This is a genomic window from Wolbachia endosymbiont of Drosophila ananassae (genome assembly GCF_008033215.1).
Classification (GTDB): Bacteria; Pseudomonadota; Alphaproteobacteria; order Rickettsiales; family Anaplasmataceae; genus Wolbachia; species Wolbachia pipientis.
Window position 1 is genome coordinate 373,421 of sequence record NZ_CP042904.1, and the last position, 14,314, is coordinate 387,734.

Below are 14,314 nucleotides of genomic sequence, written 5' to 3' on the forward strand. Positions count from 1 at the left end.
AATCGTCATTCCGCTACTAATTAGCGGAATCTATGCCGAGATACCGCGGCGGTATGACGGTTCGCGGTGGTATGACGGTTAAGTAATTCGTCATCCCGCTGCTTGTTAGCGGGATCTAGAGATACCGCGGCGGTATGACGGTTCGCGGCGGCATAGCTATCTTCAAAAATATGGTTGAATAATTGTTAATAATAGTGTATAATTATTAATATTTTTAAGCACTTTGGCTATGGCTTTATCTAAGTTTCTCGACCCTAAGTTGGATTTGACCTTCAAAAAAATATTTGGCACTGAAAAAAATAAGAATATTCTCATACATTTTTTGAATGATATTTTAGGGTTTACTGAGATAAATACTATACAAGAAGTGGAATTCCTCAGTACTATAATGGATCCTGAAATTGCATCTGATAAACAAAGTATAGTTGATGTTCTTTGCAGGGATTCTAGTGGGGCCAGGTATGTGATTGAAATGGTGCGACCTGAAAGCCTTCGGTCATATTGTTTAAAAGGAGAGGAATTCATTCAGAAAGAAACTGAAAGGATTCTAAAGCTTATTGAACCAGATGTTTTGCCATCTGAGTCTACGCATCAGTGCGAATTGGGTAACCAGTTGGTGCCGAGCGACGCGGACAATGAACCTCCTCTTGATAAAGAAGATGCTCAATCGTGAGAGAAAGCATAAACTACAAGCATCATGTGGTTGGAGGGCTAGGCTTAGTGGTATGGTGAACGTAAGTGAAGCTTCATAAGTATCGTAACGATTAAAGAGCTAAAGATGCTGATAAGCTCCGACCAAAAGGTAATGTGGATGAGTTACATTTTTCATTTCTGGATGTACGCAAATAATAATTCCACCGGTATAGAGAAGCCACCTAACCCACTATTGTATGACAAAAGGAACAGGATAAGCCTGTATTTTCGCCTATATGGCAGGCAACCCGCAAGGAATGCTGATGGATGTGCAGGTAAAGGATAATGGAGAAAGCGAATGCCATTTTGTAACGAAATGGATAGAATTTGTAACATTAATTCGCGTGAAAACGAGCAGACTTCCATTTGGTCCCTCATGACAAGAAACTTTGTTAACCACTTAAGGTAGGAAAGCAGATGATTACAAGTACAACTGTAAGTGCACCTACCAATAACTCCGAAGCATGGAACCAGTTACCCTGGAAGAAATGCCAAAAAGTTGTTATGAGGCTACAGAGGCGTATTGTTAAGGCTGTCCAACAAGGCAGATGGGGTAAGGTGAAAACTTTACAACACCTTCTCACACGCTCTTTTAGCGGCAAAGCTTTGGCGGTTAAGAGAGTAACTGAAAACCAAGGAAAAAACACAGCAGGTGTAGATCGTCAAATATGGTCAACTTGCAACACAAAATTTCAAGGAATAAAGCTATTAAAACAAAGAGGATACAAACCTTCTCCGCTAAAACGGATATACATCAGTAAGTCTAATGGCAAAAGAAGACCTCTTGGAATCCCTACGATAAAAGATAGAGCCATGCAAGCATTATACTTGTTTGCTTTGGAACCGATAGCTGAAACGATCAGTGATCGTCACTCTTATGGTTTTAGACCAAAAAGATCCTGCGCAGACGCTACTGTGGCTTGTCACTTGTTACTGGCAAGCCGTAACCAACTACAATGGATACTCGAAGGTGATATTAAAGGGTGTTTTGATAACATTAACCATGAATGGCTCATGAAGCATATTCCTATGGAGAAGAAAATTCTTCATAGCTGGTTAAAAGCTGGCTTCCTAGAATCAAAAACTCTGTATTCCACAACTGCAGGTACCCCACAAGGTAGTATCATCTCTCCAATACTAGCAAATCTAGCCCTAAATGGACTTGAAAAATCATTGGAAAGTCAATTTGGTAAACTTGGCAGTAAAAGAAGAAGCAAAATCAGAAGTGGAGTAAATGTAATCAGGTACGCAGATGACTTTATCATTTCAGGAATCACACGTGAAGTACTGGAAAATGAAGTAAAACCTCTAGTATCGTCCTTTCTTCAGGAGAGAGGTCTTATCCTTTCCGAAGAGAAAACAAAAATTACATCTATTACAACAGGGTTTGACTTTCTTGGTTGTAATGTACGCAGGTATAATAAGAAGTTAATTATAAAACCTTCAAAAGAAAGTATTAAGAAACTTCTTAATAAAGCACGTACATTGATAAAGGCAAACATAGCGAACACTCAGGCCGTACTAATCAAGTTGCTCAATTCCCTATTAAGGGGATGGGGAAATTACTACAGCCATGTGTGTGCGAAAAGAGCTTTTAACAAAATAGACCATGAAATTATGTGTGCTCTATGGAAATGGGCAAAGAAAAGACATCCTCGTAAAGGATTACGTTGGATAAAGAATCGTTACTTCAAGGTAATGAAACAACGCCAATGGGTCTTTGCTGCACCCATATGCAAGAACAAACCGAAAGAGATAAGGTATTTAAGACTGCTTAGGTTGATTGATATACCTATCAGACGACATGTTAAAATCAGGGCGGATGCAAATCCACTTGACTTAAAATGGAAAAAGTATTTTGATGAAAGAGTGAAACAAACAAAAATGTTAGCAAGCTCTTTCTCAAGAGAAGGTTCTCTACTGTTGGTGTCACCATTAAGAATGATGTTTTCTGAGGAATCATGAAGGACAAGCCGGTTCGAGAAAAGAAGGACTTAGATAAGGGGCTCAAGCGTAGTGTGGGGAAACCTGCATGCTGCGTTTCTAAGGGAGGGAGTAGTAGCAATACTACTTCCTTACCTAACCAGCTTACTCGCGATAAAGGCTTCGAAAAACGAGCTCAATTATATGCTGCTAAGGCTTACTCAAGGCAAGCTGATAAATCTGGTAAGTACATTGATTTAAAGAAGGTTTTCTTTATTGCTATCTCTAATTGTAATTTATTTCCTGATAAGCTTGATTATATATCCAGCCACACTATAAGAGATGAGAAAACCAATGAGCATGACTTAAAAGATTTTCAATTTGTATTTATTGAACTACCTAAATTTCCTAAGAATAAGGAAGAACAGCTAGAAAGCATAGTGGATCGTTGGTTATTTTTCTTCAAATATGCAGATGAAACTACGGAAGAAGACTTAAGGAAAATAGCAGAAAAAGCACCAATAATAAAGTTAGCCTACGATGAATTAGACAGGTTTAGCTGGAATGAAAAAGATTTAGTAGCTTATGAAGAAAGAATAATGGATCTACGGAAAGAAGAAGCCATTCTTGAATACAGACTTGACCTTGCTACTGAAAAAGGCATCCAAATTGGCGAAGAAAGAGGCATCAAAATCGGTAAAGAGGAAGGGAAAATTGAAGGAAAAATCGAAGGAAAAATCGAAGTCGCAAAAGCAATGCTGGCTAACAATGTTGATGTCAACACTATTGTCAAATTTACTGGCCTTTCTATTAGTGAGATTGAAGAATTAAGTGTGAACGGTTACTAATTAAGAACTTTAATTATCAATCATAAATCACTGAATTTCGCTAGTAAATTTGTTGCCATTGTCCATATTGCACAATTGTATATAAGATATAGTATAACAATAGTGTCCGTTCAGCTAAGAGGTTGTCCGGAAACAAGTAAAAGGCTATAATATCTGAAATTTTAGTACGGGGTAAAGATGAGAAAAAAGTATCCAACAGATCTAAGCGAAAGGGAATGGGCAAGAATAGAAAAACACTTCAGAGTATCATACAAGAAAGGAGGAAGGCCGCCAAAGTATAACAAAAGAGAAATATTAGAAGCAATTTTCTATGTATTGCGTACAGGGTGTCAATGGCGGTATTTACCAAATGATTTTCCGCTATGGAAGACTGTGTATGAGCAGTTCAGGCAATGGAAGAAGCAGGGAATTTTTGAGAAAATGAATTATGAAATTACAAAATATAGTAGAAGAAAAATAGGAAGGAATGAGCAGCCGAGTGCCTGTATAGTAGATAGTCAATCTGTAAAGACTACAGAAAAGGGGGGATCAAAGGCTATGATGGAAGTAAAAAAGTAAAGGGTAGAAAAAGGCATATAATTACAGACACTCAGGGTTTTATACTAGGTTGTTACGTAGGCGCTGCTAACGAAAATGATAGAGATGGTATTAAAATAGCATTAAACAATATGAGAACAAAATATACTAAAGTTAAAAAAATGTGGGCTGACATGGGATACCAAGGAAGAAATTTAAAGAATCACATAAAGGAAGAATATGACATAGATATTGAAATTGTTAAAAGGCCTCCATGTAGATTTTGGGTGCACAAAGATACGCCACCTGAGCTACTACCAACAAGAGAACAAGGGTTTAAAGTACAGCCAAGAAGATGGGTTGTAGAAAGGACTTTTGCTTGGGTTAATAGGAATAGAAGGCTATCGAAGGAGTATGATTTACTCACAACATCCACTGAGAATTTCATATACCTAGCTATGAGTAGGGTTATGTTAAAGAGGGAATATGCTTGAATTTACTAGTTTCCGGACAACCTCTAACTTTGCTATTTTTCTCTCTAGATTCTTGCAAAGTTCTACAAGATTAACCACATTACCTCACGGTTTCTCTATGATTATTTTTTTAGATTACTTGTTTACCTTATTTGCCGTTCTCCTGAACGAATATACATAAGCTATAAAAACTATCTAATAGCTACCCAAAACCCTTATTTCCCACTCAAGTTCAACATTAAATTTATCCTTTACTGCATCTTTTACTTTGTTGCCAAGGTTTTCCAAGTCAGATGCAGTTGCATTATCGTAATTGAGCAAGAAGTTACAATGTTTCTTAGAGATTCTAGCTCCACCAATATTTAACCCTAGGCAGCCAGATTTATCAATTAACTCCCATGCTCGGTAGTTTTTTGGATTTTTGAATATGCACCCAGCAGTTTTTCCTCTTATTGGCTGGCTTTTATTTTTCCTCTCAATAACTTCCTTTAACCTTTGCAGTATAAGCTCATACTCTGAGTTTACTCCTTTAAACTCAGCTTCAACAAAAATCCAATTTCCTTTTAGGCTATGTCCACGGTAAAAATACCCCATTTCTTCGCTGGAGAACTCATATAGGTTTCCATCCTCTAGATTCACTGCTTTTATGGATTGTACAACACTTGCGATATCACTACCATATGCACCTGCATTCATTTCTATTCCGCCACCAACTGTTCCTGGAATTCCAACTAGAAACTCCAACCCACTAATCTGCTGATTTCCCGCAAAGTGAGCAAGGTTGCTGAGCAGCACAGCTCCCCCAGCTACAATAGAGTTGTTACCCTTACTTTTAATATATGCAAACTCCTTACCTAATTTTACTGTTATTCCTCGAATGCCACTATCTCGCACTATTATGTTGGATGTTGCACCAATAACGCTAACTGGCAACTCAGTGTTTTTAATCAAGCATGTTAAATCTTCAATATCACGTGGTTTAAATAATATATCAGCTCGTCCACCGACATTTAACCACGTTGCTTTAGACATTAAGATGTCATAACGATAGATTCCACGTACTTTAGGTAAGCTTATAAGCATTTTGATTTCAACTCTAACCCTGCATCCATACCCATTTTCTCCGCATCTTCTATAAATGAAGTGCGCTCAGTGAAGTATATATTTTTTCCATCTGCCAACATACAACGAAGGTATAGCATATTTTCGCTTACATATTCAGCCAAAGCTGCAAGTGGTGTAAAACATGAACCATTCACTGTCTTCATAAAACTGCGCTCTGATTTCACTCCTATAAAAGACATATTATTATTAATTTTCTCTAAAAGATCGATAATTTTTACATCATTCCTTCTACATTGAATACAAATCGCTCCCTGTCCCACTGCACTTAACATAACTTTTGGTGGCAATACCTCTGTAATTAAGTGATGTTTTTCTAATCTTATGAGTCCTGCTTCAGCTAAAATTATTCCATCAAAACTTTGATTTTGCAATCTAGTTGTTACATTTCCACGTAGCGGTACTATATTTAAATCTGGTCTAAAATTTAGTAACTGAACTTTTCTTCTTATTGCAGAAGTGGCAATAGTAGCCTGTTGTGGCAAAGACTCAAGGCTATTGTGTTTATGAGAAATAAACGCATCGCATGGACTTAGCCTTTCTAAAACACAAGGAATTGTTAAACCCCATGAGAAAAATGCAGGCACATCCTTTAGCGAGTGAACTGCCATGTCTATATTATTTTCGAGCAATTCAGCCTCAATTTCTTTAATGAATAATCCTTTGCCTCCTATTTCAGCAAGATTTGCGTTTGCATACTTATCTCCAGAAGTTTTTATCTTAACAATTTCAATAGATAAGTTAGGAAAAGAGTCCAGCAACTTTTGTTTTGCTTCCAAAGCCTGGACAACTGCAAGCTTGCTTCCTCTGGTACCTATTTTGACTAGCATGTGTACGATTGTTTGTCTGATGTCATTCAAGTAGCTAACTACTTGGATCCAGTTTATATAAACCTTTGCATTTATTGTACTTTAACTTAAAACCAAAAGCAACTTTGACTTTACAAAATAATAACCTTTTATATGCATAAATAAGCTTACTGGATTCTAGTACTTGCATGACAAGGTATAAACCTTATCGTCATACCACCGCGAACCGTCATACCGTCACGGTATCTCTAGATCCCGCTAACACGTAGCGGGATGACGAATTATTTAACCGTCATACCGCGATTCATTCGCGGTATCTCTAGATCCCGCTAACAAGCAGCGGGATGACGGTTGTCGTTTAGCTATAAATATTAAAAAATTTACCAAACGAAAAAAAAGGCAAAAGAAGCCCCGTGGTTGGCTAGTTACTTACATTATACTTTCAAGTATGGCGTTTTTTTATTCTAAACGTCTAATAACCACGACTCAGCTGCTTTTAAGCTGCAACTAATCTAAATTATAAACATTAAGAAATTTACTAAACAGAAAAAAAGGCAAAAGAAACCCTAGGGTAGCTAGTTATTCACTATCCATCTTTTAAGTTGGCGTTTTTTAATGTTTTAAATGCTTTATAAGCGTATTTCAGCTTGTGTAGGTAAAAACCTAGAAATTTGATAAAGACATAGAGTGCACATAGTGCAAAAAATTAAACATGAGACGCCAGATACGTTGAGTTTTTTTGTCATTTAATCTGTACAGAGAAGATAAATAAATAGCTTCATTTTCATGATAAGGGAGCTGGCGAGGCTTGTCAAGGAATTTTTATGGCCTAGCGTCACGTGCTGGAATGACATTTGGGAATATGTTATCCGTTTGTCACTTCTAAATGATAAGAGCCTCAATGAATTTATTAGTTTATTACATGTCTCTTTTCATGTATAAATCTATAGAAAGTTTTATACGGAAGTTGTTTTATGAGCAAAATTATAGAAATCAGAGCACCAAAAACTCTTGGTGGTGAATCAGTTACAGAAGGTATAGTAAAAATAAAGAAGGGTATTGGAGAAGCAGTAAAAGTAGATGATCTGATTTTTGAAATTGAAACTGACAAAACAGCACTCGAATTAACTGCAGAAGCTTCAGGGCAAATAACTGAATTTCTTGTAAAGGAAGATGATGTGATAAGTCCTGATCAATTGTTAGCGAAGCTTTCCGTGGGAGAAGTAAAAGAGGAAGCGAAAAAAGAAGATAAAAGCGAAAGTGCTGCTAAAAAAGATGCTCCATCAGCTCGTAAAATTATGGAAGAAAATGCAATCAGTGCAGAAAGCGTCAAAGGAACTGGCATGGGAGGCAGAATAACAAAAGCAGATGTGATAGGCCATATGAACAAAGCTGAACAACCTGCAATAAAACAATATGAATTGCCAAAAAGTGTAGTAAATGGAGAGCAAAGAGAGGAACGAGTAAAAATGAGCAAAATAAGGCAAGTAATTGCCGCTCGTTTGAAAGCATCGCAAAATACTGCTGCAATACTGACCACGTTCAATGAAATTGACATGAAGAATGTCATGGATCTAAGAACGAAATATAAGGACGCCTTTGAAAAAAAATATGGAATAAAACTTGGTTTTATGTCGTTTTTTATAAAGGCAGCGGTGCAAGCACTGAAAGAGATTCCTGAAATTAACGCTGAAATCTCAGGCGATGAAATCATATATAAACATTACTATGACATAGGTGTTGCTGTTGGCACTGACAAAGGCCTTGTTGTGCCGGTTATTCGGAGTGCCGATCAGATGTCATTTGCCGAAATTGAATTGACTTTAGTTGCTCTTGGCAAAAAAGCACGAGAAGGTAAATTACAAGTATCAGAAATGGAAGGTGCAACATTTACCATTTCAAATGGCGGAGTATATGGTTCGCTCCTTTCTACTCCGATAATAAATCCTCCGCAATCTGGAATACTTGGAATGCATTCAATACAAAACAGGCCAGTTGCTGTTGGTAATGCAGTAGAGATCAGACCTATGATGTACATTGCTCTTTCTTATGATCACAGAATAGTTGATGGCAAAGGAGCAGTGACTTTCCTCGTTAAAATAAAAAATTATATAGAAGATCCAAATAGGTTAGTTTTGGAAGTGTAGCTCAAATGAGTTGCTGTTAGCCTAGTATTGCTAAAAACCTAAACGTCATCCAATTCTGCCAATAGTTTCACAACTTCCGGGTGATCAGGGCCGTAATGTTTCGTAAAGATAGATGAAGCCCGTGCAAACAACTCCTTTTGTTTCTTGTGATTACCTAGAGCACCATAGGCGTCGCTTAGGTTTACCAGTAGTTTAGCAACTTCAGGGTGATCAGGGCCATAATGTTTCTTAAAGATAGGTAAAGCTCGTGTAAACGATACTTGTGCTTTTTGAGGGTCACCTAAAGCATAACAGGTAATACCGAGGTTTATCAGTATCTTGGCAACTTCGCAATGATCAGGTCCATAATGTTTTTCTTGAATCGTTAAAGCTTGTTCAAGCAACTCTTTTGCCCTCTGAGGATTACCTAATGCCCTATAAGTGGCACCTAGGTTTGTAAGCGTAATAGCAACTTCACAATGATCAGGTCCATAATGTTCTTTATCAATTACTAAAGCCCGTTCAAGCAACTCTTTTGCTTTCTGAAGGTTACCTAAAGCCCTATAGGCAGCACCTAAGTTTGTTAGTAGTTTAGCAACTTGAAAATGACCAGATTCATAATGTTTCTCTTTAATTGCTAAAGCTTGTTCAAACAACTCTTTTGCTTTCTGAGGATCACCTAAAGCGTAATAAGCGGTACCTAGACTTCCTAGTATTATAGCAACTTGAAAATGACCAAAGCCATAATGTTTCTCTTTAATTGCTAAAGCTCGTTCAAACAACTCTTTTGCCTTTTGAGGATAATCTAAGGCATAATAAGCGTTACCGAGGTTTACCAGTGTAATAGCAACTTCGCAATGATCAGATTCATAATGTTTCTCTTTAATTACTAAAGCTCGTTCAAGCAACTCTCTTGCTTTCTGACAGTCACCTAAAGCTCTATAAATGTTACCGAGGTTTGTTAGTGTAATAGCAACTTTGCAATGATCAGGCCCATAGTGTTCTTTGTCAATTACTAAAGCCTGTTCAAGCAACTCTTTTGCTTTCTGAGGATCACCTAAAGCACCATAAACGGTACCTAGATTTGCTAGTGTAATAGCAAATTCAAAATGATCAAAGCCATAGTATTTTTCCTGAATTGCTAAGGCGCGTTCAAGCAACTCTCTTGCTCTCTGAGGATCACCTAAAGCACCATAAGCTATACCGAGGTTTGTCAGTAATTTAGCAACTTCAAAATGATCAGAACCATAATGTTTCTTCAAGATAGGTAAAGCCCATTCAAGCAACTCTTTTGCTTTCTGAGGATTACCTAGTGCCCTATAAGCGGTACCTAGGTTTCCTAGTACTGTAGCAATTTCAAAATGATCAGGTCCATAATGTTTCTCTTTAATTGCTAAAGCTTGCTCAAACAACTCTTTTGCCTTTTGAGGATAATCTAAGGCATAATAAGCGTTACCGAGGTTTACCAGTGTAATAGCAACTTCGCAATGATCAGATTCATAATGTTTCTCTTTAATTGCTAAAGCCCGTTCAAGCAACTCTTTTTGTCTTCTAGGGTTACCCAAGTCATAATACCCATTATCCATCCATATTAGCAAATCCATAAGATAATACTTCTCTATTGTTTGTTTTTCTAAAGGATTTTTCTCTAGCCAATCATCAATATGTGATAAAAATGCTTCTAAATGCAGCAATAGTTGTCTTTTCTTAGCATAATCTTCTAATTTATCACTACCATAAGGAAAACTCTCTTGTAATAGTTGAAAAACAGTTTCTATGTTTTCTTTAGTTTCTCCACTTTCCTCTGACTTTAGCCTAATTACATCTTGTACTAAACAGTGAATAGAAACACTACCACTCTGCTCATTGGACACTAGCATCGAATATCTCAATAATATACCTAATACTTCTTCAAAAGGTTTTTCTTCAGAATTGTTCTCTACAATCTCAGGAAATATTCTTAACAAATCTTTAGGAATATCATTGCCTAAATATGCACAAGCTATTAACAACCTACTTGCTAGGTTAGACTCATTACAAATTGCGTCCATTGTAATATCCCAAGTAATAAACACAGGCTCATGGTTAGAATCCTTAGGTAGTGTTTTATGAGATAATAAATAAAGCTTCCTTTCTGCATAAATTTCTAAGTAACGTGAGATAGTCATTTTGTTTTCTTTGATGTAAGCGCAAGCCTGAGCTAATGCCAAAGGTAATCTACCTAACTTTTCTGCCAATATACCTATATTTGGCCTATCGCTTTCTGAAACCTGGCCTAGAATTTTCTTAACATATAATTCTGATTCTGGGGGAGTAAAAACGTCTACACCTATACTCCCTTGTGGCCATTCAGTATTACGAGACGTAACTATTATTTTGCCGCCTTTTGTAGGTCTGAGCTTAGAAATGACTTCATAATTTGATACATTATCATAAATCAACAACCAGCCTTCACGTTTAGAATCTTCTAGCCAGTTTCTCACATAACAAGCTTGCTGTGCAGCGGGAATTTTGTCTTCACCGTAAATAATATTTAATGCTCTCCCTAACTTAACATACTCGCTGATTAGCTGATCCTCGTCTTTTGCATTCAACCAACATATTCCCTTATATTTTTCCCCATGTTTTTGAATAAAATCTAGCACTGACTGCGTTTTACCCACTCCGCCCAAACCCTGCAAAGCAGTTAATATGACTGGCTCATTTTCTGTTTTTAGATAATCTAATATTTTTTCATTGAGGTATTTTCGTTCAATGAAATTTCTACCAGCTATTTTAGGTGGAATGTTCCACCGTTCAAATAGATTCTCTCTAGGTTTGAGACTATAAAGATGTTCTATGGCTTCCTTAAAATAATCATCTTTTCTTGTTAGATAAGAAACTTCGCTACCCTGTTGTTCCCACCATTTTTCTACCTTCCCGCATGCAAAGTCAAAAACCATGTCAATGTCTTTCTTGCCTGATATTTTGTATATATTCCCTATTTCTTTCTTAATAATATCATCTAATTTTGAATGATTAGGTTGATTAACTACAAACCTTATTCTAAGTAAAAAATCTTCTATTTCATCGTCATACCAATTCCCGCTACACAAGTAACGGATAGACAATAATAGAAAAAAAGCCATACTGAAGTAAGTAAAGTAGCGAGGTTTAAATGGCATTAAGATCAAAATTATTGGATGAAAAAGTGGTGGAATCAGCAAAAGAAATGCTGAAGAAAGTAAGAAATAACGCATATGTTGCAAAAAAACTAAATGCTGTAATTGCAGCAAAAAAGCACAGTATAACAGCCGTAGCAAAGATATGCTGCATTTCAAGAAAGGCACTTACTGCATGACCTAAAATTTGGCAGAGAAGAAAAATTATTTGCTCCGCCTCAACGCCGTAGAAAAACTATATTGAATCAAAGTCAACGTGAACAAGTTGAGGTGTGGATAGAGGAAAACCCCAATATTACTATAAAAGAAATGAAAATAAGAATTCAAGAAAAGTTTGGTTTGAATATCAGCAAATCTACAGTACACCGTAATATGCAAAGAATGAAATTCTCATATATCACACCAAGACCAGTGCATAACGGACAAGATAAAAGTAAACAAGAGGAATTTAAAAAAAAATCTTAATGAAACTATTGTCATGTATCCTGAAAAAGAGCTATTTTTCTTCGATGAATCGCGGTTTGGCACACATTCAAAGATTGGACACGGGTGGTTTAAAAAAGGCATTAGGACACAGGTTAAGGTAAAACTAGGTAGGCAAAATTTTTATCTCTATAGTGCAGTTAATCCCAGAAATGGAGAAAGTTCTAGCTCAAACGTCAATACTGATTGTATGAATATATTCCTTGAGCAGATGTCACAATATTTAGGAACAAGGGAGGCATTTCTTATCATGGATTGTGCTAGTTGGCATAAGTCAAAAAATTTAAAAGTACCTAAAAATATCGACATTATATACCTACCACCATACTCACCTGACCTCAATCCTGTTGAGAGGTTTTGGTTATATATAAAACAGAACATTTTGCGTAACAAAATCTACGACACAATTGCTTTGCTTGAGAGCGCTTTGTGCAAATTTATTACCTCTCTTTCTCACTCCACAATTAAAAAACTCTGCAATGCCGCTTATTTGATTCACTAGTAATGAGAATTGGTATTAGAGGTTGTCCGGAAACAAGTAAAAGGCTATAATATCTGAAATTTTAGTACGGGGTAAAGATGAGAAAAAAGTATCCAACAGATCTAAGCGAAAGGGAATGGGCAAGAATAGAAAAACACTTCAGAGTATCATACAAGAAAGGAGGAAGGCCGCCAAAGTATAGCAAAAGAGAAATATTAGAAGCAATTTTCTATGTATTGCGTACAGGGTGTCAATGGCGGTATTTACCAAATGATTTTCCGCTATGGAAGACTGTGTATGAGCAGTTCAGGCAATGGAAGAAGCAGGGAATTTTTGAGAAAATGAATTATGAAATTACAAAATATAGTAGAAGAAAAATAGGAAGGAATGAGCAGCCGAGTGCCTGTATAGTAGATAGTCAATCTGTAAAGACTACAGAAAAGGGGGGATCAAAGGCTATGATGGAAGTAAAAAAGTAAAGGGTAGAAAAAGGCATATAATTACAGACACTCAGGGTTTTATACTAGGTTGTTACGTAGGCGCTGCTAACGAAAATGATAGAGATGGTATTAAAATAACATTAAACAATATGAGAACAAAATATACTAAAGTTAAAAAAATGTGGGCTGACATGGGATACCAAGGAAGAAATTTAAAGAATCACATAAAGGAAGAATATGACATAGATATTGAAATTGTTAAAAGGCCTCCATGTAGATTTTGGGTGCACAAAGATACGCCACCTGAGCTACTACCAACAAGAGAACAAGGGTTTAAAGTACAGCCAAGAAGATGGGTTGTAGAAAGGACTTTTGCTTGGGTTAATAGGAATAGAAGGCTATCGAAGGAGTATGATTTACTCACAACATCCACTGAGAATTTCATATACCTAGCTATGAGTAGGGTTATGTTAAAGAGGGAATATGCTTGAATTTACTAGTTTCCGGACAACCTCTCACTACCACAACTGAAGTATTTTTTCAGTTCAGTATGATTTTTTATTTTGTAGCATGTTCCTTTTTGACCTTCATAAATACTTAAAATGTTATCATCTATTAACTTTGACTCTTCCAAATACTTCTCTAATGTCTCTATGCTACCTTGCTTTGCCGCACCTTTTTTTAAGTTCACATTAACATTGGTATGAATGACAAGCGTAATATCACTGTTCTTACACTCAGAGTTTTGCTTAATCTCAGGATAAGATTCAACAAAATATTTGTTTAACCTGAAATCCTTTTTTTGTTTCTTCCTGTCTTCTCCATCGATAAACAAATCTTCAAAAGTAATATTCTCTGATAAATTAGGTTTCTCGCGGTGTTTAGCTTGAACCAAGACAACTCTCGATTTATCTGTCTGATCTTTATATTCAAAAAAAATATCATCAAAAGTTCCAAAACCTTTTATGTTTGATGCTAACCGAAAGTCAATTTTACCGCTTAACCCATGGAGTAGATACAGCATTAATAATTTTACTTCATACTTGCGACCATGATCACCTGTTGATGTGCCATCTCTCTTCTTAAATGTAAGATTACTAAGTACTTCAGATTGTTTGTTTTCTACATTCATACTCTACTAAACTACCGACAACTTTATTCTATAAAAAATTAAAGATTACCAAACACCTAAAATAATGCAATAGAGTCTTTATGTGTTGATAGAAAGGCCTTCGAGGG

At 36.4% G+C, this 14,314-nt stretch carries 9 protein-coding genes and 3 pseudogenes; 8 read left to right on the top strand and 4 right to left on the bottom strand.

What is annotated here, in order from left to right:
• Nucleotides 1-229: 229 nt before the first annotated feature.
• From EA652_RS07400 to EA652_RS01845, 5 genes and pseudogenes are all read left to right on the top strand, one after another.
• Nucleotides 230-475: pseudogene (locus EA652_RS07400) on the top strand (PD-(D/E)XK nuclease family transposase); the annotation flags it as partial.
• Nucleotides 476-929: 454 nt separating this feature from the next.
• Nucleotides 930-1,073, top strand: coding sequence for a hypothetical protein (locus EA652_RS07030; protein WP_173862902.1), 144 nt, complete (start codon nt 930-932; stop codon nt 1,071-1,073).
• Between the two features lie 37 nt (nt 1,074-1,110).
• Entirely contained in the window at nt 1,111-2,658 is a 1,548-nt protein-coding gene (gene ltrA, locus EA652_RS01835) for a group II intron reverse transcriptase/maturase (protein ID WP_006280223.1), read from the top strand.
• Nucleotides 2,655-3,464 carry an Rpn family recombination-promoting nuclease/putative transposase gene (locus tag EA652_RS01840; RefSeq protein ID WP_007551350.1) on the top strand — a complete coding sequence of 270 codons (810 nt, stop codon included), beginning with the start codon at nt 2,655-2,657 and terminating at the stop codon, nt 3,462-3,464. Before ltrA ends, EA652_RS01840 begins: the two co-directional genes overlap by 4 nt.
• Before the next feature lie 177 nt (nt 3,465-3,641).
• Nucleotides 3,642-4,474 (top strand): annotated as a pseudogene (locus tag EA652_RS01845) (IS5 family transposase).
• 174 nt (nt 4,475-4,648) lie between these two features.
• Here the strand turns inward: EA652_RS01845 and murB are convergent.
• Complete coding sequence (gene murB / locus EA652_RS01850) at nt 4,649-5,536, bottom strand: UDP-N-acetylmuramate dehydrogenase (protein WP_006280574.1); 888 nt, start codon at nt 5,534-5,536, stop codon at nt 4,649-4,651.
• The gene (hemC, locus tag EA652_RS01855; RefSeq protein ID WP_012673143.1) at nt 5,527-6,405 is read right to left on the bottom strand and encodes a hydroxymethylbilane synthase; all 879 of its coding nucleotides are present in this window, start codon (nt 6,403-6,405) and stop codon (nt 5,527-5,529) included. Before hemC ends, murB begins: the two co-directional genes overlap by 10 nt.
• A gap of 953 nt (nt 6,406-7,358) precedes the next feature.
• On the opposite strand from hemC, the gene odhB reads away from it, so the two are divergent.
• A complete protein-coding gene (odhB, locus tag EA652_RS01860) occupies nt 7,359-8,531 on the top strand; it encodes a 2-oxoglutarate dehydrogenase complex dihydrolipoyllysine-residue succinyltransferase (RefSeq protein WP_007549255.1) in 1,173 nt (390 codons plus the stop codon).
• 38 nt (nt 8,532-8,569) lie between these two features.
• On the opposite strand, the gene fxsT is transcribed toward odhB, so the two are convergent.
• Nucleotides 8,570-11,638 carry an FxSxx-COOH system tetratricopeptide repeat protein gene (gene fxsT, locus EA652_RS01865; protein WP_084741728.1) on the bottom strand — a complete coding sequence of 1,023 codons (3,069 nt, stop codon included), beginning with the start codon at nt 11,636-11,638 and terminating at the stop codon, nt 8,570-8,572.
• A 29-nt stretch (nt 11,639-11,667) separates the two neighbouring features.
• On the opposite strand from fxsT, the pseudogene EA652_RS01870 reads away from it, so the two are divergent.
• Both EA652_RS01870 and EA652_RS01875 read left to right on the top strand, forming a co-directional pair.
• Nucleotides 11,668-12,656: pseudogene (locus EA652_RS01870) on the top strand (IS630 family transposase).
• Nucleotides 12,657-12,733: 77 nt separating this feature from the next.
• Nucleotides 12,734-13,566 (top strand): IS5 family transposase gene (locus EA652_RS01875; RefSeq protein ID WP_238514254.1). Its coding sequence is split into 2 segments (ribosomal slippage): nt 12,734-13,079 and nt 13,079-13,566, totalling 834 coding nucleotides; the frame shifts between segments, so codons are not numbered across the junction.
• Between the two features lie 5 nt (nt 13,567-13,571).
• On the opposite strand, the gene EA652_RS01880 is transcribed toward EA652_RS01875, so the two are convergent.
• A complete protein-coding gene (locus EA652_RS01880) occupies nt 13,572-14,207 on the bottom strand; it encodes a hypothetical protein (protein WP_041582605.1) in 636 nt (211 codons plus the stop codon).
• Nucleotides 14,208-14,314: the final 107 nt, after the last annotated feature.